At 67.0% G+C, this 22,511-nt stretch carries 20 protein-coding genes; 15 read left to right on the top strand and 5 right to left on the bottom strand.

Annotated elements, in window-relative coordinates; translation table 11 throughout:
* The first annotated feature begins 20 nt into the window (after positions 1-20).
* The 12 genes from HUT07_RS12585 to rnt all read left to right on the top strand — a co-directional run bounded on the left by HUT07_RS12585 (position 21) and on the right by rnt (position 10,614).
* Entirely contained in the window at positions 21-800 is a 780-nt protein-coding gene (locus HUT07_RS12585) for a hypothetical protein (protein ID WP_176021214.1), read from the top strand.
* A gap of 136 nt (positions 801-936) precedes the next feature.
* Positions 937-1,956, top strand: a complete 1,020-nt coding sequence (gene pstS / locus HUT07_RS12590) for a phosphate ABC transporter substrate-binding protein PstS (protein WP_176021215.1) — start codon at positions 937-939, stop codon at positions 1,954-1,956.
* A gap of 541 nt (positions 1,957-2,497) precedes the next feature.
* Complete coding sequence (pstS, locus tag HUT07_RS12595; protein WP_176021216.1) at positions 2,498-3,586, top strand: phosphate ABC transporter substrate-binding protein PstS; 1,089 nt, start codon at positions 2,498-2,500, stop codon at positions 3,584-3,586.
* Between the two features lie 82 nt (positions 3,587-3,668).
* A complete protein-coding gene (gene pstC, locus HUT07_RS12600; RefSeq protein WP_025875378.1) occupies positions 3,669-4,637 on the top strand; it encodes a phosphate ABC transporter permease subunit PstC in 969 nt (322 codons plus the stop codon).
* Positions 4,637-5,500 carry a phosphate ABC transporter permease PstA gene (gene pstA, locus HUT07_RS12605; protein WP_032951813.1) on the top strand — a complete coding sequence of 288 codons (864 nt, stop codon included), beginning with the start codon at positions 4,637-4,639 and terminating at the stop codon, positions 5,498-5,500. Before pstC ends, pstA begins: the two co-directional genes overlap by 1 nt.
* A gap of 19 nt (positions 5,501-5,519) precedes the next feature.
* Positions 5,520-6,350: a phosphate ABC transporter ATP-binding protein PstB gene (pstB, locus tag HUT07_RS12610; protein WP_025875381.1), complete on the top strand. Its 831-nt coding sequence runs from the start codon at positions 5,520-5,522 to the stop codon at positions 6,348-6,350.
* 64 nt (positions 6,351-6,414) lie between these two features.
* Positions 6,415-7,122 carry a phosphate signaling complex protein PhoU gene (gene phoU, locus HUT07_RS12615; protein ID WP_025875384.1) on the top strand — a complete coding sequence of 236 codons (708 nt, stop codon included), beginning with the start codon at positions 6,415-6,417 and terminating at the stop codon, positions 7,120-7,122.
* Between the two features lie 238 nt (positions 7,123-7,360).
* Entirely contained in the window at positions 7,361-7,717 is a 357-nt protein-coding gene (locus HUT07_RS12620) for a hypothetical protein (protein WP_176021217.1), read from the top strand.
* Positions 7,704-8,579 carry a DUF692 domain-containing protein gene (locus tag HUT07_RS12625; RefSeq protein ID WP_176021218.1) on the top strand — a complete coding sequence of 292 codons (876 nt, stop codon included), beginning with the start codon at positions 7,704-7,706 and terminating at the stop codon, positions 8,577-8,579. The genes HUT07_RS12620 and HUT07_RS12625 overlap by 14 nt, the downstream gene beginning before the upstream one ends.
* Positions 8,572-9,327 (top strand): putative DNA-binding domain-containing protein, encoded by a 756-nt coding sequence (locus HUT07_RS12630; protein ID WP_176021219.1) that lies wholly within the window; start codon positions 8,572-8,574, stop codon positions 9,325-9,327. Before HUT07_RS12625 ends, HUT07_RS12630 begins: the two co-directional genes overlap by 8 nt.
* A 23-nt stretch (positions 9,328-9,350) precedes the next feature.
* Positions 9,351-9,872 (top strand): DoxX family protein, encoded by a 522-nt coding sequence (locus tag HUT07_RS12635; RefSeq protein ID WP_176021220.1) that lies wholly within the window; start codon positions 9,351-9,353, stop codon positions 9,870-9,872.
* A gap of 157 nt (positions 9,873-10,029) precedes the next feature.
* Positions 10,030-10,614: a ribonuclease T gene (rnt, locus tag HUT07_RS12640; RefSeq protein ID WP_012510544.1), complete on the top strand. Its 585-nt coding sequence runs from the start codon at positions 10,030-10,032 to the stop codon at positions 10,612-10,614.
* Positions 10,615-10,845: 231 nt separating this feature from the next.
* Here the strand turns inward: rnt and HUT07_RS12645 are convergent, their stop codons facing one another.
* From HUT07_RS12645 to HUT07_RS12655, 3 genes are all read right to left on the bottom strand, one after another.
* Entirely contained in the window at positions 10,846-13,791 is a 2,946-nt protein-coding gene (locus HUT07_RS12645) for a ligand-binding sensor domain-containing diguanylate cyclase (protein WP_254898861.1), read from the bottom strand.
* Positions 13,792-14,070: 279 nt separating this feature from the next.
* Positions 14,071-15,462, bottom strand: coding sequence for an ATP-binding protein (locus HUT07_RS12650; RefSeq protein ID WP_176021222.1), 1,392 nt, complete (start codon positions 15,460-15,462; stop codon positions 14,071-14,073).
* A gap of 6 nt (positions 15,463-15,468) precedes the next feature.
* Entirely contained in the window at positions 15,469-16,197 is a 729-nt protein-coding gene (locus tag HUT07_RS12655; RefSeq protein WP_025875399.1) for a response regulator, read from the bottom strand.
* Positions 16,198-16,402: 205 nt separating this feature from the next.
* Between HUT07_RS12655 and HUT07_RS12660 the strand changes: the two genes are divergently transcribed.
* The 3 genes from HUT07_RS12660 to HUT07_RS12670 are packed head-to-tail and all read left to right on the top strand — an operon-like array spanning position 16,403 to position 21,032.
* The gene (locus HUT07_RS12660; RefSeq protein WP_176021223.1) at positions 16,403-17,641 is read left to right on the top strand and encodes an efflux RND transporter periplasmic adaptor subunit; all 1,239 of its coding nucleotides are present in this window, start codon (positions 16,403-16,405) and stop codon (positions 17,639-17,641) included.
* Complete coding sequence (locus tag HUT07_RS12665; RefSeq protein ID WP_176021224.1) at positions 17,638-19,596, top strand: MacB family efflux pump subunit; 1,959 nt, start codon at positions 17,638-17,640, stop codon at positions 19,594-19,596. The genes HUT07_RS12660 and HUT07_RS12665 overlap by 4 nt, the downstream gene beginning before the upstream one ends.
* Complete coding sequence (locus tag HUT07_RS12670) at positions 19,593-21,032, top strand: TolC family protein (protein ID WP_176021225.1); 1,440 nt, start codon at positions 19,593-19,595, stop codon at positions 21,030-21,032. Before HUT07_RS12665 ends, HUT07_RS12670 begins: the two co-directional genes overlap by 4 nt.
* A 113-nt stretch (positions 21,033-21,145) precedes the next feature.
* Here the strand turns inward: HUT07_RS12670 and rlmB are convergent, their stop codons facing one another.
* Together rlmB and HUT07_RS12680 are read right to left on the bottom strand one after the other, a co-directional pair.
* Positions 21,146-21,889, bottom strand: a complete 744-nt coding sequence (gene rlmB, locus HUT07_RS12675) for a 23S rRNA (guanosine(2251)-2'-O)-methyltransferase RlmB (RefSeq protein ID WP_089239900.1) — start codon at positions 21,887-21,889, stop codon at positions 21,146-21,148.
* Between the two features lie 92 nt (positions 21,890-21,981).
* Entirely contained in the window at positions 21,982-22,476 is a 495-nt protein-coding gene (locus tag HUT07_RS12680; protein ID WP_100464347.1) for a GFA family protein, read from the bottom strand.
* Positions 22,477-22,511 lie beyond the last annotated feature (35 nt).

Genomic DNA, 22,511 nt, shown 5'->3' on the forward strand with positions numbered 1-22,511 from the left:
TGTCGACATGGACCTTCGGGATGCCCACTTCCCTCCGCCTGCGCCGCCTGCTGTGTGGCGCCCTGCTTACCGCCCTGTCCCCCGCTGCGCTCGCCTGCGAGGATGCAGAGGCCGTGCGCGAGGCCGCCTATCGGCAGTTGCCGGCCGGCGTACTGCCAACAGCGGCACGCTTCACCGATGCCGACAGAACCGCCTGCCGCGCGTGGCCCGCGCAGCCCGGCACGACCCTGCTGGCCGTGGCGCAATGGGCCGAGCCCGCCTCGGAAGACGTGCGCGGTGGCGATCTGGACCTGTTGCTGATCGATACCGCCAGTGGCCGGCCGCTGGCCTGGACCCGCGTGGCCGATGCGGTCAGCAGTGATGCGCTGCGCTTCACCGGCCTCAGCCTGGACACGGCGCGCTGGCAGCTGGATGCGGCCACCCGCGCATTCGGCGTGCGCATGGACTACAGCGGCAGCTCAGGCCCCAACCCGTTCGCGCAGACCGAACTGCAGTTGTTCGTGCGTGATGGCCAGCAGCTGCGTCGGGTGCTTGCGCCGCTGGCCGTCAGCGGCAGTCGCGGCGAATGGGATACGCGCTGCGCCGGCGAACTCAGTCGGTTCGAGCGCACGCTGGAGATGGGCAAGGCCCATAGCGCTGGCCTGGCACCCATCCTGGTGCGCGAAAAGCGCGTCGACACGATCAGCGTCGCCGTCGGTGATGACTGCCATGCAACCGACACGACGGCACCTGCGCACCGCTGGACACTGCTGCCCAGCGACGGTCGCTATGCCATTCCGGAGGCGCTGCGGGGGCTCTGAAAGGGAGGCTTCGGCACCGCCATGACCGCTGTCACGTTTGCGTCATATGACAGACGCGGGCGTGTCATGGAACCGTTATGGAATGTGCACCGAAACGTCGGGCAGCCGCCCCTCGACCACCCCAGGAGTCTCTCCCGTGATCCACGCCTTCAAGTCGCGCGCCGCCGTCGCCATTCTGGCCGCGTCGTCCGTGTTCGCCGCCAACGCCGCCGATGTCACCGGCGCGGGCGCCTCGTTCATCTACCCGGTGATGTCCAAGTGGTCGGCCGACTACAGCACCGCCACCGGCAAGAAGGTCAACTACCAGTCGATCGGCTCCGGTGGTGGTATCGCCCAGATCAAGGCCGCGACCGTCGATTTCGGTTCGTCCGATGCGCCGCTGAAGCCGGAAGAACTGGCTGCGGCTGGCCTGGCCCAGTTCCCGTCGGTGATCGGCGGCGTGGTGCCGGTGATCAACGTCGCCGGCGTCGCCCCGGGCGCGCTGAAGCTGGACGGCCCGACCCTGGCCAACATCTTCCTGGGCAAGATCACCACCTGGAACGACCCGGCCATCGCCGCGCTCAACGCCGGCCTGACCCTGCCCAGCGGCAAGATCACCATCGTCCATCGTTCGGACGGCTCGGGCACCACCTTCAACTTCGTCAACTACCTGTCCAAGGTCAGCCCGGAGTGGAAGAGCAAGGTCGGTGAAGGCACTTCGGTGCAGTGGCCGGCCGGCATCGGCGGCAAGGGCAATGAAGGCGTTGCAGCCTACGTGAAGCAGATCAAGGGTGGCATCGGCTACGTCGAACTGTCCTACGCGCTGCAGAACAAGATGTCCTACGCGGCGATGAAGAACGCGGCCGGCAAGATCGTGCAGCCGTCGGACGCCTCGTTCTCGGCCGCTGCGGCCAGCGCCGACTGGGCCAACGCCCGTGACTTCTACCTGGTGATGACCAACGCCCCGGGCGCTGACGCATGGCCGATCACTGCCACCAACTTCATCCTGGTGCGCAAGCAGCCGAAGAACGTGGCGGGCGCCAAGGCCACCCAGGAGTTCTTCCGCTGGGTCTACAAGAATGGCGATGCGCAGGCCAAACAGCTGGACTACGTGCCGCTGCCGGACGCACTGGTGCGCCAGATCGAGACCTACTGGACGCAGAACCTGAAGTACTGAGTTTCGTTGCCAGGCGTTCCCCCGCAGGAACGGGGTCGGCGGGTCCTCTCTCCCCCGCCGGCCCCACCGGGCGCTGGATCCTTCGGGGTCCGGCGCTCTTCTTTTTTGTACGGTTGTCGATTGGGTTGGGTTGGTCGTGAAGAGCGCTGCGCTTCCGTTGAAGTCTTGTTGCGGCGATGGGCCGGGCTGCGCAGGACACGCCGTGAACCCGTCCGTGGGGGCTCGGCCACGGCATCCATGCCGTGGACGGTCCTGCGCAGCCCGGCCCATCGCCTTTCGACAGTCCATCGGGGGCGCGGTGGGGTCATGGAAGGCAGGAGCAGGAGCAAGGGCAACGGCAATGCGCCGCCGCGCCGGGGACCGCGCAGACGCGCAGTTGGCGCCGTCAGCCGGCCCAGCGGCCAACCGCGGATCAGCCGAAACCCTTGTCGGAACGTGATCCAGGACACCTCTGTCATGGACGTCATACGGCTGTAACAAAAACATCATTTCATAGCCGCATCCGCCGACACCGTCGGCTCTACCCCGCTATGGAGTGACCATGAAACTGCACTCGGCCAGCCTTGCCGCCCTTTCCCTGGCCATCGCCCTGGGCTTGTCTGCCTGCGGTGGCGACAAGCAGGCCGCACAGCAGCCGGCCGCTGACGGTGCCGCTGCTCCGGCCGCTGCCGGCGACAAGGTGACCGCTGAGGTCTCCGGTGCTGGCGCCTCCTTCATCTTCCCGCTGGTGTCCAAGTGGTCGGCCGACTACAACACCGCCACCGGTGCCAAGATCAACTACCAGTCCATCGGTTCCGGTGGTGGCATCGCCCAGATCAAGGCCGGTACCGTTGATTTCGGTTCGTCCGACAAGCCGCTGAACAGTGACGAGCTGGCCCAGGCCGGCCTGGCCCAGTTCCCGTCGGCCATCGGCGGCGTGGTTCCGGTGGTCAACATCGACGGCCTGGAAGCCGGCAAGCTGCGCCTCAGCGGTGCCCTGCTCGCCGACATCTTCCTGGGCAAGGTCAAGACCTGGAACGACCCGGCCATCGTCGCCGCCAACCCGGGCGTGACCCTGCCGGACGGCAAGATCACCATCGTCCACCGTTCGGACGGTTCGGGCACCACCTTCAACTTCTCCAACTACCTGTCCAAGGTCAGCCCGGAGTGGAAGAGCAAGGTCGGTGAAGGCACCTCGGTGCAGTGGCCGGACGGCGTCGGTGGCAAGGGCAATGAAGGCGTCGCTTCGTACGTGAAGCAGATCAAGGGCTCGATCGGCTACGTCGAACTGGCCTACGCACTGCAGAACGCGATGCCGTACACCTCGCTGCAGAACGCCGCCGGCACCTGGGTGCAGCCGAATGCTGAAACCTTCGCCGCCGCTGCCGCCAGCGCCGACTGGGCCAGTGCCAAGGACTTCAACCTGGTCATCACCAACGCGCCGGGCGAGCAGGCGTGGCCGATCACCGCCACCAACTTCATGCTGATGCAGAAGAAGCCGAAGGATGCCAAGCGCAACCAGGATGCGCTGGCCTTCTTCAAGTGGGCCTTCGAAAGCGGCCAGACCCAGGCCAACGAACTGCACTACGTGCCGCTGCCGGCCGAGCTGGTCAAGCAGATCGAAGCCTACTGGGCGACCGAACTGAAGTGATGGACCCGACGGTGCCCGCCATGTGCGGGCACCGCCTCCTGAACATCGTGCTGCCCCGCCCCTTCCTGGCCCTGCCGTCCCCATGAATGCCATCGCCCAGCCTGTAGCCGCCCCGTCCACGCGTGACACGCGTGATGCCCGCAACGACAAACTGTTCCGATGGGTGCTGGTCGGCACCGTCATCTTCGTCCTGATCGCTCTGGCCTGCGCCGCACTGTCGATGCTGTGGGGTGGTCGCCACGCCCTGCAGATGCAGGGCTTGAGCTTCTTCTTCTCGTCCGACTGGAATCCAGTCGAAAACAAGTTCGGCGCCCTCGCCCCGATCTACGGCACCCTGGTCACCGCGCTGATCGCGATGGTCATCGCCGTGCCGGTCAGCTTCGGTATCGCCTTCTTCCTCACCGAGGTGGCACCGCGCTGGCTGCGGGGTCCGGTCGGTACCGCCATCGAACTGCTGGCGGGCATTCCCTCGATCATCTACGGCATGTGGGGCCTGTTCGTGCTGGTGCCGGTGATGACCGAATACGTCACTCCGTTCCTCAACGAAACCCTGGGCGAATGGCCGATCATCGGTCCGGTATTCCAGGGCCCGCCGCTGGGCATCGGCATGCTCACCGCCGGCTTCGTGCTGGCGATCATGGTCATCCCCTTCATCTCCTCGGTGATGCGCGAAGTCTTCCTGACCGTGCCGACCCGCCTGAAGGAATCGGCCTACGCGCTGGGTTCCACCAAGTGGGAAGTGAGCTGGGACATCGTGCTGCCCTACACCCGCTCGGCGGTGATCGGTGGTGTGTTCCTCGGCCTCGGCCGCGCACTGGGCGAGACGATGGCCGTGGCCTTCGTGATCGGCAACAGCGTGCGCCTGTCGCCGTCGCTGCTGGAACCGGGCACCACCATTGCCGCGCTGATCGCCAACGACTTCGGCGAGGCCACTGAAACCTACCGCTCGGCGTTGCTGCTGCTCGGCTTCGTCCTCTTCATCGTCACCTTCGTGGTGCTCGCCATCGCCCGCCTGATGCTGATGCGCCTGTCCCGCAAGGAGGGCAACTGATGTCCAGCACCGCTGACTCCCTGTACCTGCGCCGCCGCATCGGCAATGTCATCGCCATCGCGATGTCCTGCGCCACTGCGCTGTTCGGCCTGTTCTTCCTCGGCTGGATCCTGTTCACCCTGGCCTCCAAGGGCCTGGCAGGCATCAACCTGGATCTGTTCACCAAGATGACACCGCCGCCGATGCAGGAAGGCGGACTTGCCAACGCCTTCTTCGGCAGTGCGGTGATGTGTGCGCTGGCGATCGGCATCGGCACCCCGCTGGGGGTGCTGGCCGGCACCTGGCTGGCCGAGTACGGCAACGCCCGCAAGGCCGGCACCGTGGTCCGCTTCGTCAACGACATCCTGCTGTCGGCGCCGTCCATCGTGCTGGGCCTGTTCGTTTACACCCTGTACGTGATGCAGACCGGCGGCAGCTTCTCCGCCTTCGCAGGTGCGCTGTCGCTGGCCTTCATCGTGCTGCCGGTGGTGGTGCGCACCACCGACGAGATGCTGCGCCTGGTGCCTTCGCAGATGCGCGAAGCGGCCCTGTCGCTGGGCATCCCGCAGTGGAAGGTGATCGTGCAGGTGCTGTACCGCAGTGCCTCGGCCGGCATCATCACCGGCATCCTGCTGGCACTGGCCCGCATTTCCGGCGAGACCGCACCGCTGCTGTTCACCGCCTTCGGCAACCAGTACTGGAACAGCAACGTGTTCCAGCCGATGGCCTCGGTGCCGGTGGTGATGAACCAGTTTGCCGGCAGCCCGTATGAATCCTGGCAGGTGCTGGCCTGGGCCGGCGCGCTGGTGCTGACCGTGTTCGTGCTGCTGGTCAGCCTCTCTGCGCGCGGCATCCTGCTGCGCAACCGTATCTCCCATGACTGACCTTTCCGTGGATACCGCCATGAACGACCTTTCCAACGCCGTGCCGATGCAGCGCATCGTGGTGCCGGCCTCGCACGAGAACCTGCACGCTCCGGCACCGGTCAAGCTCGCCGCGCGTGGACTGGACTTCTACTACGACAAGTTCCACGCCCTCAAGGGCATCAACCTGGAGATCCCGGAAAAGCGCGTGACCGCGCTGATCGGTCCGTCCGGTTGCGGCAAGTCGACCCTGCTGCGCATCTTCAACCGCATCTATGCGCTGTACCCGAAGCTGGAAGCGCGCGGTGAGGTGATCCTCGACGGCGAGAACATCCTGTCGCCGAAGTATCCGATGAACCGCCTGCGCAGCAAGGTCGGCATGGTGTTCCAGAAGCCGGTGCCGTTCCCGATGACCATCTTCGAGAACGTGGCCTATGGCATCCGCCACCACGAGAAGCTGTCCAAGGCAGACATGGCCGACCGTGTCGAGCATGCGCTGCGCCAGGGCGCGCTGTGGGACGAAGTGAAGGACAAGCTCAACCAGAGCGCGCTGGGCCTGTCCGGCGGCCAGCAGCAGCGTCTGTGCATCGCCCGTGCCGTGGCCCTGCGCCCGTCGGTGCTGCTGCTGGATGAGCCGACCTCGGCGCTGGATCCGATCTCCACCAGCCGCATCGAACAGCTGGTGGAAGAACTGAAGCACGAATACACCATCGTGATCGTCACCCACAACATGCAGCAGGCCGCGCGCGTGTCCGATTACACCGCCTTCATGTACCTGGGCGACCTGATCGAGCACGACCGCACCGAAGTGATCTTCTCGCAGCCGTCCAAGCAGCAGACCGAGGATTACATCACCGGCCGCTTTGGCTGATCGGCCTGTTTCTTTGCCCTATGTCCCAGCCAGGCATGGCCTGGCTCTACCCGGATTGCAGACCATGAACCTTCCCAACGACCACATCGTCAAGAGCTACGACGAAGAGCAGCAGCGCCTGGTGGCCGAGATCGTGCGCATGGGCGAGATGGCCGTCGCCCAGCTGGAGGCGTCGATGGACGTCATCGAGAAGCGCGATGAGAACGCCGCCCACCGCATCATCGCCAACGATGAAGCGATCGATTCGCTGGAACAGCAGATCAGCCACGACGTGATGCGCCTGGCGCTGCGTGGCCCGATGGCACGCGACCTGCGCGAGATCCTTGCCGGCCTGCGTATTCCGGCCGATATCGAACGCATCGGCGACTACGCGGCCAACGTCGCCAAGCGCTCCATCGCGCTGGGCAAGGTACCGCCGCTGCCGCAGATCCAGGGCCTGCGCGCCCTCGGCCGTCTTGCCGCGCAGCAGGTCCGCCGCGCCATCGCTGCGTACCGCGACAACGATGCCGATGCCGCGCTGGAACTGCGCGAGGACGATGCCCGCCTGGATGCGCAGTACACCGCGCTGTTCCGCGAGCTGCTGACCTACATGATGGAAGACCCGCGCAACATCACGCCGTGCACCCATCTGCTGTTCATGGCCAAGAACCTGGAGCGCGTGGGCGACCACGCCACCAACATCGCCGAGAACGTGTGGTTCCTGGTGCATGGCGAACAGCCGCTGCCGCCGCGCCAGAAGCGCGACGAGACCTCCAGCGCCGGCGATATCTGATACCGCACTGCAACACCGGAGTTGACTCCAAGGTGGCCGCTGTCCTGGTGACAGCGGCCTTCCTGTTTCTGGGCGTTCCGGCGATTCATCCACGCGTGGCGTGGATCTACTGGCCACCGGTCTCGCCTTCTGTAACAAACCTCACGAAAATTTGAGGTCTTGGCGAGGATTCGTTGAGTAGGATCGCTGCACCATCACTTCACCACGGGCATCCGCCCACCACCCAGGAGCACGACCGATGAGCACCTCCAACAAGACGCTGTCCCTGCTGACCGCCACCGCCTTGGCCGCAGGCCTGGGCATGACCGCTTCCGCCTCGGCCCTGAGCATGAGCGACCTCGCCCAGGGCTATCTGGTGGCAGGACAGGCAGCCAAGGCCAGCACCGACGCCAAGGCTGCCGATACCAAGATGGCCGCGGACGCCACCAAGCATGCTGAAGGCAAGTGTGGCGCCGATGGCAAGACCGCCGAAGGCAAGTGCGGTGCCGACAAGGGCAAGGCGGCCGGCGCAGCTGCCGGTGCCAAGGCCAAGACCGGCGACAAGAAGGCAGCCGAAGGCAAATGCGGCGAAGGCAAGTGCGGTGCCAAGCACTGACGTCAACACCGGCGTCGTCCACCCGCGGTCGCCGCTTCCCGCGGCGGCCGTGGGCCTGGGCCTGCGCCGCGCCCTGCTGCAGGACCTGCGCGAAGCTCCGGCCGGCGATTTCGATTTCCTCGAGTGCGCGCCGGAGAACTGGATCGGTGTCGGTGGCCCTGCTGGTGATGCCCTGGCCGAACTGACGGCGCGGCATCCGTTGAGCTGCCACGGCCTGTCGTTGTCACTGGGCGGCAGCGCAGCACTGGATACCCAGCTGCTGGCCCAGGTGGGTGCCTTTCTTGAACAGCACCGGGTGCCGCTGTACAGCGAACACCTGAGCTACTGCAGCGACGAGGGCCATCTGTACGACCTGCTGCCGATTCCGTTCACCGATGAAGCGGTACGCCACACCGCTGCACGCATCGCCCGCGTGCAGGACATCCTCGGCCGCCGCATCGCCGTGGAAAACGTGTCGTACTACCTCGCGCCGGAGCCGATGATGGACGAGCTGGCCTTCACCAATGCGGTGCTGGCCGAGGCCGACTGCGATCTGCTGCTGGACGTCAACAACGTCTACGTCAACGCCTGCAACCATGGCTACGATGCCGATGCCTTCATCGCCGGCCTGCCCGAGCAGCGCATCGTCTGCCTGCACGTGGCCGGGCATCTGGACGACGCTCCCGACCTGAAGATCGACACTCATGGCAGCGCGGTGATCGATCCGGTATGGGACCTGCTGGCGCGTACCTATGCCCGTATCGGTGCACGCCCGACACTGCTCGAACGCGACTTCAATTTCCCGCCCTACGCCGAGCTGCGGGGCGAACTGCAGACCATCCAGCGCCTGCAGGCCGTACATGCCGGAGCAGCCCATGGCTGACGACCCGGAACGACTGCGCGCACAGCAGCACGCGTTCACCGCACACCTGCGCGACCCGGCGCAGGTACCGGCGCCGCCCGGCATGGACCCGCGCCGGGTGGCCGTGTACGAACGCCTGCTGTTCAACAATCTGCTGGGATTGTTGAGCAATGGTTTCCCGGTCTGCGTGCGCCTGCTGGGCGAACCGGCCTGGAGTGCGCTGGTGCGCCACTACTTCGCCAGCCATCATTGCCAGGCGCCGCTGTTCACCGAGCTGGCCGCCGAGTTCGTGCAATGGCTGCAGGTGCAACCGCAGCTGCCGCATCCAGCGCTGGCCGAACTGGCCCACTACGAGTGGGTGGAAACCGCGCTGTACCAGCTGCAGGCCGATCCGTTGCCGGAACCGGGCGACATCGACCCGTTGCAGGTGCCGTTGCGGCGCTCGCCACTGGCCTGGCCGCTGCTGTATCACTGGCCGGTGCATCAACTGGGTAGCGACGATGCACCGCTGCAAGCGCCGGCAGAACCCACCGGCCTGTTGGTGCGCCGCGATGCCGATGGCGAGGTCAGGTTTGCCGCGCTCAGCAGCCTGGCGGTGCACCTGCTGACCCTGATCGGCGAGGCACCCGGCGCTACCGGCCAACAGCAGCTGCTGCAGCTTGCCACCCTGCACCATCTCGATCCCGAAACCCTGGCCGCCCCTGGCGCACAACTGCTGCTGCAGTTCCTGCGTACCGGTGTGATCGGCCCGCTCCCTGCTTCACCCTGACGCCCCTTCCAGGAGATTCACCCATGAAGACCCCGACCCTGGCCGCCGCGCGCGGCCAGCTGGACCGTTTCGCCCCGTGGTTGGCCCCGCTGGGCCTGCGCGTACTGCTGGCGTGGGAATTCTTCGAATCCGGACGCGAGAAGCTGCATGGCGAGAACTGGTTCGCCGACCTGCAGGGCGCATTCCCGTTTCCGTTCGACCAGCTGCCCGCTGCGCTGAACTGGCAGTTGGCCACCTGGTTCGAGCTGGTGGGTGCGGTCTGCCTGCTGCTTGGCTTCGGTACCCGTTTTGCCGCCACCAGCTTGCTGGTGCTGACGGTCGTGGCAACGTACGCGGTGCATTGGCCGGCCGAATGGAGCTCGCTGAGCGAGCTGGCGATGGGTTATGCGATCAGCGACCAGGGCTTTGGCAACTTCAAGCTGCCGCTGCTGTTCATGGCGATGCTGCTGCCGCTGCTGTTCACCGGCGCGGGGAAACTGAGCGTGGATGCGCTGCTGGCGCGGTGGTATCCGGCGGGCCCCACGGCGCTGCCCGCGCTCCGGTAGACGCCAACCTTGATCGGCGCGCAGTGTGCCAACCAAGGTTGGCACCTGCCGGGATCCCGGGTGCTCAGGGTCGCTCTGCTAGAATCCGTACATGACTGACCCCACTTCCGCACCTGCCGCCGCCCCTGTTTCCGACGTACCCCAGGCGCAGCGCGCGATGTCACAACGCTTCCGCGGCTTCCTGCCGGTGGTGGTGGATGTTGAAACCGGCGGCTTCGACAGCCAGCGCAACGCGCTGCTGGAAATCGCTGCCGTGCCGATCGAGATGGACGAGAACGGCCTGCTCTACCCCGGCCAGACCGCCAGCGCCCATGTTGTGCCGGCCGAGGGTCTGGAGATCGACCCGAAATCGCTGGAAGTGACCGGCATCATCCTCGACCATCCGTTCCGGCTGGCCAAGGAAGAGAAGGCAGCGCTGGACCACATTTTCACCCCGGTCCGCGCAGCGATGAAGAAGTACGGCTGCCAGCGCGCGATCCTGGTCGGGCACAACGCCCATTTCGACCTGGGTTTCGTCAACGCGGCGGTGGCCCGTACCGGGCACAAGCGCAATCCATTCCACCCATTCAGTGTGTTCGACACGGTCACCCTGGCAGGCATCGCCTATGGCCAGACAGTGCTGGCACGCGCGGCCAACGCGGCCGGGCTGGGCTGGGATGCCAACGAAGCGCACAGCGCGGTGTACGACACCGAGCAGACGGCACGGTTGTTCTGCACGATCGCCAACGCCTGGCCGCGGTAAGGCGGCCAACGGCGGAGCCCCTCGTGGCGGGCTGACAGCGAATTGGGGTGTGGCCGGGCGCCACGGATACGTTCCTGGGCGCCACGGAAAGATCAGAAACGCGGGAGCAACAGCGGGTCGCTGCGCTCGATGCTGCCGGCTAGCGCTGTGGTGAGTCACTTCTGTGGTGGGTGCCGACCGTTGGTCGGCATTACAGTAGGTCCACGCCATGCGTGGATGCTTCGCACCCGATCAACCGATGCTGGTGCGATCCCGCCCGTCACTCTTTGCACGGTACAACGCGCGGTCGGCACGCTGGTACAGCAACGCCGGGGTGCGGTCGTCGCCATCCAGTTCCACCAGACCAGCGCTGAAGGTCACCCGCAGGCCAGGTATGCCGGCCCAGTCCGGATGGTCATGGAACAGGCCACGCAGGCGCGCGCACAGTTGTGCCGCCTCCTCCAGCCGGGTGTCATTGAGCAGCAGTGCGAATTCTTCGCCGCCGGTGCGTGCCGGCAGGTCCGAGTCACGGCTGGCTGCGGCGATCACCTGGGCCACTTCCACCAGTACCGCATCACCGATGCTGTGGCTGTGCTGATCGTTGACGTCCTTGAAGTGGTCGATGTCCAGCACCACCAGGCACAGCGGATGGCCGCTGCGCTGGGCACGGGCGAAATCGCGGGCCAGCGCCTCGTCGAAGCCGCGGCGGTTGGCCAGCCGGGTCAGCGCATCCTCGCGGGCCTGTCGTTCGAATGCCTCGGCCTGCCGCGCCAGGCGCTCGGCCAGTTCGGTCTTCTCCTGGTTCAACGCCTGCAGGTGCACGGTCTGCGCCTGCAGGTCGAAGGTTGCCTCATCCACGCGCCGTGCCAGGCGCAGGTTGCTGGCCTTGTACTGCTTCAGCAGGAAGCGGTACAGCGCCACCAGCGCGGCCAGCAGCACCAGCCCGATCAGCGCCTGCACGCTGCGTCGCTGCCACCAGAACGGCTCGACAGTGAAGCTCCACACCGCTTCCTGATGACCCCAGCTACCGCCCGGGTGCGAGGCCGCCACGTGCAGCGTGTAGTCGCCCGGCGGCAGGCCGACGAACTCCACGCTGCGCTGCGGGCCACGCTCTACCCAGCCGCTGTCCAGCCCCTCCAGCCGCGTGCGGTAGCGGATGCGGTCGGACATCAGGTAGCTCAGGCCCACGTAGCTCACCGCAAGCCGCCGCCCACCGGGAATCAGATTGCGCTCGGGGCCCTCCCAGTGCACCGGCGCACCGTCGACCTGTACGTTCTCGATTGCCGCAGGGGGTGCCGGACGTTCGCGGAAACGCTGCAGCCGCTGCGGATCGACCATGCTCAGGCCACCGGCGGTCACCACCCAGAACGTACCGTCCTTGCGCAGGATCGCCGAAGGGCCGGAGCTGCCGTTGGCCTGCGCATTGGCCATGCCATCGATTTCGTTGTAACGCTCCACGGTCACCCGCGGCGCGCGTCCGTCAGCCACGGCGTTGAGCGTCGCCATATCGGTACGCAGCACGCCGCGGTTGCTGCTGATCCACACATTGCCCAGGCGGTCGGGCACCAGCTGGAACACCGCATCCACCGGCATGCCCTGCTCCAGGCCCACGCGCGCCAGCCTGCCGCCCTGCCAGCGGTACAGCCCGCGGTCACTGCTGATCCACATCGCATCGCCGATCTGGTGGAAACCGAACACGCTGCGGCCACCGCCCAGCGGCGCCAGGTCGATCGACTGCACCCGATCACCGCGCAGCACACGGATGCCCTCAATGGTGCCGATCCACAGATTTCCCTGGTGATCGTGTTCCAGCGCGGTGGTCAGGCCTCCCGGCATGCCGGGAACCGTGGGCACGCTTACCTGGTCACCCTCGATGCGCACCACGCCCTTCTGCGTGCCCGCCCAGACCACGCCGTCAGGTGCGATGCTGATCGCGCGGATGTTGCCGCCCGGCAGGCCATCGGCCGCCGCGTAGTTGTGGCGCAGGCGGCCATCGGCATGCAACCGGTAGATGCCATCGCCGAAGGTGCCCACCCACACGTCGCCGCCCGGGTCCTGGGCCAGGCTCAGCACCGACGGTGCCTTGCCGCCGCGGTTGTGCAGCGGCACCGGACGGAAGCGGCCATCGGCGGTCTGCTGGTCCAGGCCGCTGGCGCTGCCCACCCAGAGCTTGCGGTCGCGGTCCTCGAACACGGTGCGCACATAGTCGCCGCTGAGACCGTCACGCTCGGTGTAGCTGCTGAACAGGGTTTCGCGCAGGCGGTACAGGCCGCCGTTGGCGCCGACCCAGATGCTGCCCTCGGCGTCTTCGCGCAGGCTGACCACACGCCCGCCGGGCAGGTTCAGACCCGCCGGGAGGCGTTCCAGGCCGTGCGCCGAGATGCGCAGCAGGCCCTGGTTCTCGGTGCCCAGCCACAGGTCGCCATGACGGTCCTGCAGCATGGCGGTCAAATGCAGCTGGCCGGGCAGCCGGTGCACCAGCACCAGGCGATCGTCCTCCACCTTGTACAGACGCTCGCCGGCGACGATCCACAGTGCGCCATCGGGCGCGCGATAAGGCCACGACAGCCCCTTGTCCACGCCCCATGCCGCCGGCGCGCGCTGCAGCACGCCGTCGTTGTCGCGCAGCAGCAGGCCGTCGAGGGTGCCGATCCAGACCCGGTCCTGCGCGTCGACCGCCATCTTGGTGAAACTCATCGCCAGCGGCAGGTCCGGCGGTGGACGCTGGTAGACGATGCCCTTGTCCGGGGTCAGATAGGCGATGCCCTTGCCTTCATACAGCAGCCACAGGCGCCCCTGGCTGTCCATCTGCATGGACTGGATCAGCACCTGCGGCGTATCGGGCCGGTGCTCCCAGACCCGCCACTGGCCATCACTGCCGCGGTGGCTGACATTGCCCCGCGAATCGCTGATCCACAGCCCGCCCTGCGGGTCGACCAGCAGCGCGCCGATGCCGTTGTCGCGCAACCCCGGCCGGGTACTGCGGTCGAACACGGTGAAATCCAGCCCGTTGTAGCGCACCAGGCCTTCCCAGGTGGCGAACCACAGGTGGCCTTCCGGGGTCTGCGCGATGTCGCGCAGCGAGTTGTGCGGCAGACCATTGCGCGAGGTCCACACGTCGATGGCGTAGTCGCGCAGTGGCGGCGCGCCACTCTGCGCGGCCAGCGGCGCGGCAATCGCCAGCAACAGCCACAGCATGCCCAGTCGCAGCAGGCGACCGATCCTTTCCGTGTGGCGCCCCGCCCGGCGCCCTCCTGCCCCCTGTCCGCCCATCAGCGCAGCGGCGGCGGCCAGCTGCGGATGCCGGTGGTGACGGCAGACGCGAACAGGATTGGCCGCACCACGCAGGGCGGCATGCCGGCAGGAACGGGCAGGCTCATCGGACGAAGAATGGGGAAGTACGCAGATGATAGGGCAAACCCTGTCGCTGGCGTCACCGCACCCGGCACAACCGGGCCTGGACAGAAATCTCCGCTGCTACCGGGCCTCGGCACTCGTTGACCACTGCACCACCGCTTCCAGCCCACCCTCGGGACGGTTGCGCAACCACAGCCGACCACCGTCCTTTTCGGCCAGCGCACGGGCGATGGTCAGGCCCAGGCCGGCACCACCGGTCTCGCGCGAACGTGACGTCTCCACCCGCACGAACGGGTCGAATACCGCCTCCAGCTGGTCATCCGCCAGCCCGGGGCCGTCATCGGCGATGACCACCGTGATCGTGCCCTCGCCGCGCTCGACGCGTACCCGGGCGCGCTGTGCGTACATCACCGCGTTGTCCACCAGGTTGGAGAACAGACGGTGCATCGCCAACGGGCGCAGCATCAGCACTGCGCCGCTGCGGCCTTCAAAGACGACGTCGGCGCCGTCCTCGGCGGTGTCCTCGACGATGCTCTCCAGCAGCGAATCAAGGTCCAGCGCGGCGCGTTGTTCGGCACTCTCCGCACTTCGCGCCAGTTCCAGGCCCTCACGTACCAGCGCCTGCATCGCGGCCAGGTCGCCGATCAGGCGCTCGCGCAAGGTTTCGTCGGTCACGTTTTCCAGGCGCAGGCGCAAGCGGGTCAGCGGTGTCTGCAGATCGTGGGTGATCGCTGCCAGCATCTGCGTGCGTTCGGCCAGGTGGCGCTGCAGCCGGTGCTGCATGGCATTGAAGGCTTCGGCGGCGCGCTGCACTTCGCGCGGCCCGCGCAGCGGCAAAGGTGCCCGCTGCAGGTCATCGCCCAGGTCCTCAGCGGCTGCCGCCAGTTCCTGCAGCGGCGCGCTGGCCATGCGTGCGACCACGTACGCCAGCACGGCGATGGCCAGCACCAGCAAGGTCAGGAACAGCGGGTCCACGGCGAGGATGCCGTTGTGCGCGATCGCTGGTGAATCGAGAGCGAGCTTCAGCAAGGTGCCGTCGTTGAGCACCACGTCCACCGCCCGGCACTTGGGCGGGATGAAGGTGGGATCGCGTTCGCGTGGCGGCTTGCGGTGGCCCGGCGGCGGCGGCGGCAGCAGGTCCTGCAGCTTGGGAATGCAGGAACGGAACGAGGCGAAATGCACGTGCGCCCGCGATACCGGGCCGGGGCGATCCTCCAGTACCTCCATCAGCGCCTTGTCGGCCCGGCCGATGCGCGCGCCGGGCTGCAGTGCGCGCACGCTGGGGCCACCGATCTCCAGCAGCCGCTCGCGCAGCTCCGGGTTGCCGTCCAGCAGGTTGATGTAGCCCTGCAGGCGGTCGGCGATGCGGTTCAGGTTCTGCCGCTCGAATTCCTGCTGCCGCTTGGAGCTGGCCAGCATGGTCGCGCCGATCGCGGCCACGCTCATGCCCAGCAGCAGGATCACGAACAGTCGTCCGACCATCGAGGACAGGAAGTGGCGCAGGCGCTTCATCGCGGCTTATTCCAGGTTGACGGCCGAGGCCAGTACGTAGCCTTCATTGCGCACGGTCTTGATCAGGCCATCGGGGCCACCGTCATCGGCCAGCTTGTTACGCAGCCGGCTGACCTGCAGATCAATCGCCCGGTCCTGCGCTTCATAGTTGCGGCCACTGCTGAGCGCCACCAGCTGCTCGCGCGAGAGCACCTTGTTGGCATGGGCGATGAACACCCGCAGCAGGCGGAACTCGGCGCCGGACAGCACCACCACGCGCCCGTCCGGGTCGACCAGGTGGCGATGCTCCAGGTCGAAGATCCAGCGCGAGAACCGTGCGCGGCGCACCGCCAGCGGCTCAAGGTTGGCAGGAAGCGCTTCGGTACGGCGCAGCACGTTGCGGATGCGCGCCAGCAGTTCGCGCGGCTCGAACGGCTTGGCCAGGTAGTCGTCGGCGCCCATTTCCAGACCGAGTACGCGGTCGATCGGCTCGGCGCGCGCGGTGAGCATGATCACCGGCGTGTTCGAGCGTGCGCGCAGGTCGCGGCACAGGGTCAGGCCATCTTCGCGCGGCAGGTTGAGGTCGAGCACGATCAGGTCCACGTGTTCGCGTTCCAGCAGCTGGCGCATGCTGGTGCCATCAGCGGCGGTGCTGACCTGGTAGCCCGCACGGCCGAGCTGCTCGGCCAGCAGGGTGCGGATATCGTTGTCGTCATCGACGATCAGCAAACGGTGCATCGGGTTTTCAGTCTCCATGTCGCGAATCATCCCGTGTCGGCAGCTGAACCGCATCCAGGCCAATGCGTACCACTGTATCCCCCGCAACGCGGGATACCTGCTGATACGCCGTCTCGGCGACAGTGTTACATAGAGACACACCCTGAGGATTGAGCACAGCGTCGCTCGATCTTCACAATGCCCACCAACGCCGCCACTGCGGCCCCCAGAGTGAAGCCGCCACGTGATCTCCCGCCTGTTGCCCGCGACCCGCAAGGGTCGCCTGATGTTGATCGCCCTGCTTGTCCTGATCGCCGCCGTGTCCGCCTGGTGGCTGCTGCGCAAGCCGGCTGCACCCGCCCTGGCCACCACCCCGGTCAGCCGCGGCGACATCGAACAGACGGTGGAGGCTACCGGCGTGATCGACGCCTACAAGCTGGTCAGCGTCGGTGCGCAGGCCTCCGGCCAGATCAAGTCGCTGAAGGTGCAACTGGGCGATACGGTGAAGGAAGGCGACCTGATCGCCGAGATCGACGCCACCACCCAGCAGAACCAGGTGCTCAACGCGCAGGCCTCGCTGGACCAGGTGACCGCGCAGCGCGCGGTGCAGCAGGCCACCCTGCGCCAGGCCGAACTGGAGTTCGCACGCCAGCAGCAGATGCTGGCCGCCGAAGCCACCTCGCGCCAGGAATACGATGCCGCCGAGGCCCAGCTGAAGACCGCGCGTGCGCAGCTGCAATCCTACGAGGCGCAGATCAAGGGCCGCGAAACCGAACTGGGCACCGCCCGTGCCAACCTGGCCTACACCCGCATCGTCGCGCCGATGGACGGCACCGTGGTGGCGGTGGTGGCCGAGGAAGGCCGCACGGTGAACGCCAACCAGACTGCGCCGACCATCGTGATGCTGGCACGGCTGGACGTGGTGACCGTCAATGCCGAGGTCTCCGAGGCCGACGTGGTCAAGATCAAGGCCGGCATGCCGGTGTACTTCACCACGCTGGGCGACCCGGACCGCAAGTACCACGCCACGCTGCGGCAGATCAATCCGGCACCGGCGTCGATCGCCAACGAGAGCTCGTCCAGTTCCAGCAGTTCGTCCAGTTCCAGCTCCAGCAGCGCGGTCTACTACAACGCGTTGTTCGACGTGGAAAACCCCGATGGCACCCTGCGCATCGACATGACCGCACAGGTATCGGTGCTGCTCAAGCAGGCCAAGGGCGTGTTGATGGTGCCGGCCGTTGCACTCGGCCCGAAGTCGCGCAATGGCGAGCGCATCGTGCGGGTGGTCGATGACAAGGGCCAGCCGCAGCCGCGCAAGATCAAGGTCGGCATCAACAACGGCGCCAACGTCGAGGTCCTGTCCGGCCTGCAGGAAGGCGAGCGCGTGGTGGTCGGCGAAGGTGGCGCTGCGGCAGCTGCCGGTGGCGGCAACCGCGGCGGCATGCAGATGCGGGTCGGCGGCCCGGGCATGGGGCGCCGATGAGCACGACGGCACCGCTGCTGCGCCTGCGTGACCTGCGTCGTGAATTCCCGGCCGGCGACGACGTCATCGCCGTGCTGCGCGACGTCAACCTGGACATCCATGCCGGCGAGATGGTGGCCATCGTCGGCCAGTCCGGCTCGGGCAAGTCCACGCTGATGAACATCCTCGGCTGCCTGGACCGCCCGACCCGTGGCAGCTACCAGGTGGCGGGTCGCGAGACGGGGAGCATGGCGCCCGACGAGCTGGCCGAGCTGCGTCGCGAGCACTTCGGCTTCATCTTCCAGCGCTATCACCTGCTGGGCGATCTGGACGCGCGCGGCAACGTAGCCGTGCCAGCCGTCTATGCCGGCAGCCCCGGCCCGGTTCGCACTGCGCGTGCCGAGCAGCTCCTGCAGCGTCTGGGCCTGGCCGACCGCATGCACCACAAACCGGGGCAGCTGTCCGGTGGCCAGCAGCAACGCGTGTCGATCGCGCGTGCGTTGATGAACGGTGGCGAGGTAATCCTGGCCGACGAACCGACCGGCGCCCTGGATACGAAATCCGGCGAAGAAGTGATGGCCATCCTCGGCGAGCTGCATGCCGAAGGCCACACCATCATCATCGTCACCCACGACATGAGCGTGGCCGAGCACGCACAGCGCATCATCGAGATCCGCGACGGCGAGATCATCGCCGACCGTGCCAATCCAGCCGCACCCAGCTACCGTGCGCAACGCGAGCCAAGCGCGGGCGTCGCCCATGGCAACAGCTGGCACGCGGCCCGCGATCGCTTCACCGAAGCGTTCCGGATGGCCCTGCTGGCGATGAACGCCCATCGCCTGCGTACCTTCCTGACCATGCTCGGCATCATCATCGGCATCGCCTCGGTGGTATCGGTTGTGGCACTGGGCAATGGCTCGCAGCAGCAGATCCTGCAGAACATCAGCGCGCTGGGCACCAATACCATCGACGTCTACCCCGGCCGCGGCTTCGGCGACATGCGTTCGGCACGGGTGCAGACCCTCAAGGCCAGCGATGCCGATGCCCTGTCGCGGCAGAGCTATGTCGACAGCGCCACCCCCAGCGTGTCCAGTTCGGTTACCGCGCGCTACCGCAACCAGTCAGCCACCGCGCAGATCAGCGGTGTCGGCGAGCAGTACTTCCGGGTGAAGGGGGTAAGCCTGCTCAGCGGCAGCTTCTTTGACACCGATGCGGTGAAGGGACTGGCCCAGGTGGCGGTGATCGATGAGAACACCAAGACCCAGTTCTTCCCCGACAGCGACCCGATCGGCCAGGTGATCCTGCTTGGCAACGTGCCGGTGCGCGTGGTCGGCGTGGCCAAGAAGCAGAGCTTCGGTTTCGGCGGCAGCACCAGCCTGGGCGTGTTCGTGCCCTACACCACGGTGATGTCGCGCATGCTCGGGCAGAGCCATGTTTCCAGCATTACCGTGCGGGTGAACGATGAAACGCCGATGGATGCGGCGCAGGAAGCGATCACCCGGTTGCTGACCATGCGCCACGGCACCGAGGACTTTTTCCTCAGCAACAGCGCCGAGATCCGCGACACGATCGAACAGACCACGCGCACGATGACGCTGCTGATCGGCGCCATCGCCGCCATCGCGCTGCTGGTCGGTGGCATCGGCGTGATGAACATCATGCTGGTCTCGGTGACCGAGCGTACCCGTGAGATCGGCGTGCGCATGGCGGTAGGGGCACGGCAGAGCGACATCCGCCAGCAGTTCCTGATCGAAGCGGTGCTGGTGTGCCTGCTCGGCGGCTTGCTCGGCATCGGCCTGGCACTGCTGATGGGCGTGCTGATCGGCCGTTTCGCCAGCGATTTCCAGGTGCTGTTCTCCACCGCTTCCATCATTGCCGCCTTCGCCTGCTCCACCCTGATCGGCGTGGCGTTCGGCTTCCTGCCGGCACGCAGTGCCGCCCAGCTCGACCCGGTGGAGGCCCTGGCCCGCGAATGAAAACGATGACCCGACTGCCGTTCCCCGCTCCCTCGCGCCTGCTGCTGGCCGGTGCCGTACTGCTTGCACTCTCCGCCTGCGCTTCGGTGGGCCGCTATCCGGTCCAGGACCCCAGCGTTGCCGCCACCTATGGCCGAGGCGACGCGACCCTCAACGCGCCGGCCGACGACCCGCGCAGCGGCCTGGACACCCCGGCCCGCGACATCCGTCAGGACAACTGGTGGACGGGTTTCGGCGATGAGCGCCTGGACCGCCTCGTTGCGCAGGCGTTGAGCGCCAACAGCGACCTCGGTGCTGCCGGCCTGGCCGTGCAGCGTGCACGCCTGCAGGCCGGCCTGGCCAGCAACGCGCTGTGGCCGCAGCCGTCCTCGTCCGGCGTAAACGGAAGTGGCAGCCGCGCCACCGATCGGGCCGACGACTGGCGTCGCAGCTATTCCACCGGTGTCTCGCTGGGGTGGGAAATCGACCTGTGGGGCCGCCTGCGCACCCAGCGCGACATCGCCCATTGGGAGGCGGACGCCAGCGAAGAAGACCGCCAGAACACGGCACTGCTGGTGATCGGGGATGTCATCAACCAGTACTGGGCGCTGGCCTACCTCAACCAGTCCATCGCCACCGGCCAGGCCAACCTCGAACGGCTGCAACGCACGCATGAACTGGTGCAGGCGCGCTTCGATGCTGGTGCAGTTTCGCGACTGGAAGTACGCCAGGCAATGCAGAACCTGCAGTCGCAGCGTTCGGCACAGAGCGCGCTGGAGCAACAGCGGGTGGAAGTGCGCAATGCACTGACCGTGCTACTGGATGGCACGCCGTGGCCGCAGCAGGACGAGCCGCAGAACCTGCTGGAAGCGCAGAGTCCGTCCATTGCCGAAGGCCTGCCGGCCGATCTGCTCGGTCGCCGGCCCGATCTGCGTGCGGCCGAACTGCGGCTGCGCAACAGCCTTAAGACGATCCGGGTGACCGCCACCCAGTACTACCCTGCATTGAGTCTTACCGGCAGCCTGGGGTCCAGCGCGACCTCGCTGGGCGATGTGCTGCGCAATCCGGTGGCCACGCTGGGCGCTGGCCTGTCGCTGCCCTTCCTCAACCTGCAGCGCGCGCAGCTGGATACGGATGTGGCCGGTACCAGCTACCAGATCGCCGCCACCAACTTCCGCAAGACGCTGTACACCGCGCTGTCGGAGGTGGATAACGCTTTGTCCGCACGTGAGCAGCTGCTGCGCCAGGTGACTGCGTCCCAAGCGTCTTATGACGAAGCGGTGGAAGTGGAGCGCGCGCAGGAAGTGCGCTATCGCGTGGGCGCCACCGATCTGCGCACCTGGCTGGAAGCGCAGCAGACCCGCCGCGACGCGGAGCTGTCACTGGCGCGGGTGCGGCAAAGCCAGTTGAACAACGACGTGACGCTGTTCAAGTCGCTGGGCGGCAGTGCGGGGTGACTTCTTCTTCTGTAGAGCCGAGCCCACGCTCGGCTGCCTTTCGTCTCGATGCCGGTGCCGCGCGGTGCGCGGCAGCCGAGCGTGGGCTCGGCTCTACAGGGACGGTTACCTGATCAACCGCGCTGGCGCACGACCTCGAACAGGCTGACGCCGGCAGCGACCGAGACGTTCAGGCTCTCGATCTCGCCCGGCATCGGAATCTTGACCAGGCCGTCGCAGTTCTCGCGGGTCAGGCGGCGCAGGCCATCGGCTTCGCCGCCGAGCACCAGGGCGATGTTGCCCTTCAGGTCCAGCTGGTACAGCGAAGCGGTGGCCTCACCTGCCAGGCCGTAGATCCATACGCCCTGCTTCTGCAGGTCCTTCAGGCAGCGCGACAGGTTGGTCACCGCCACCACCGGGATGCGGTCGGCGGCGCCGGCCGAGGTCTTGCGCACAGTGGCATTGACCGTGGCCGACTTGTCCTTGGGAATGATCACGGCGGTGGCACCGGCTGCGGCGGCCGAGCGCAGGCAGGCGCCGAGGTTGTGCGGATCCTGCACTTCGTCCAGCACCAGCAGCAGTGCCTTGCCTTCCGCAGCAGTGACCAGGCCTTCCAGCTCGTTCTCGTTGTAGGTGCGGGCAGCGGCATAGCGCGCGGCCACGCCCTGGTGGCGCACCGAACCGCCCACGCCGTCCAGCGCCTGGCTGTTGACCTTGCGCACGTCGATGCCCTTGCGGCGGGCGTTTTCCTCGATCTCGGTCAGGCGCGGGTTCTTCGCACCGGCCTCGACCAGCACTTCGCGGACGTTCTCGGCGTCGTTCTCGATGGAGGAGGCGACGGCGTTGACGCCGACGATCCACTGGCTGTTCTTGCTCATGCGGGCAGGACCGGAAAGGGGGTGGCTATGGTAGAGCATCGGGGCCGGCCGCGCTTCGCCCTCGCCGGGCATGGCCCGGTGCTACCCGCCGCTCACCCTTCGGCCGAACGGCTGCGCGGCGGCCAGTGCGGGGTGTCGTGGTCGGGGTGCTGGTGGGACACGATCGTGGCCAGGAACTCCAGTGCGGCGACATCCTCCTCGGTGCGGCGTGCCGGCAGCCTGCCCAGCCCGTCAACGAAGGGCAGCTTGCGCTCGACGCCATACTGGATGGTCGGCGGCAGGCGTTCAGGCTGGTCGAAGGCACCGGCGGCCACCGCGACGCCATCAGGGGCTTCATAGGTCAATGGCGTGCCGCAGTCGGCACAGAAGCCGCGCCGCACGACGTTGGAGGACTGGAAATAACGCGGTTGGCCGCGGGTCCAGCTGAACTGCACGCCGCGCACCGAGACCAGCGGCGCGTAATACGCGCCGAAGGCCTTCTGGCACATCCGGCAGTGGCAGATCGAGCTGTCGGTCAGCTCGCCGCGCGCCTGGAAGCGGATCGCACCGCATTGGCAGCCGCCGCTGTATTCGGGTTGGCCCTGCATTGCTGCGTTCCTCCGAAACGTCGTGCCAACCAACG

Source organism: Stenotrophomonas sp. NA06056 (genome assembly GCF_013364355.1).
Taxonomy (GTDB): Bacteria; Pseudomonadota; Gammaproteobacteria; order Xanthomonadales; family Xanthomonadaceae; genus Stenotrophomonas.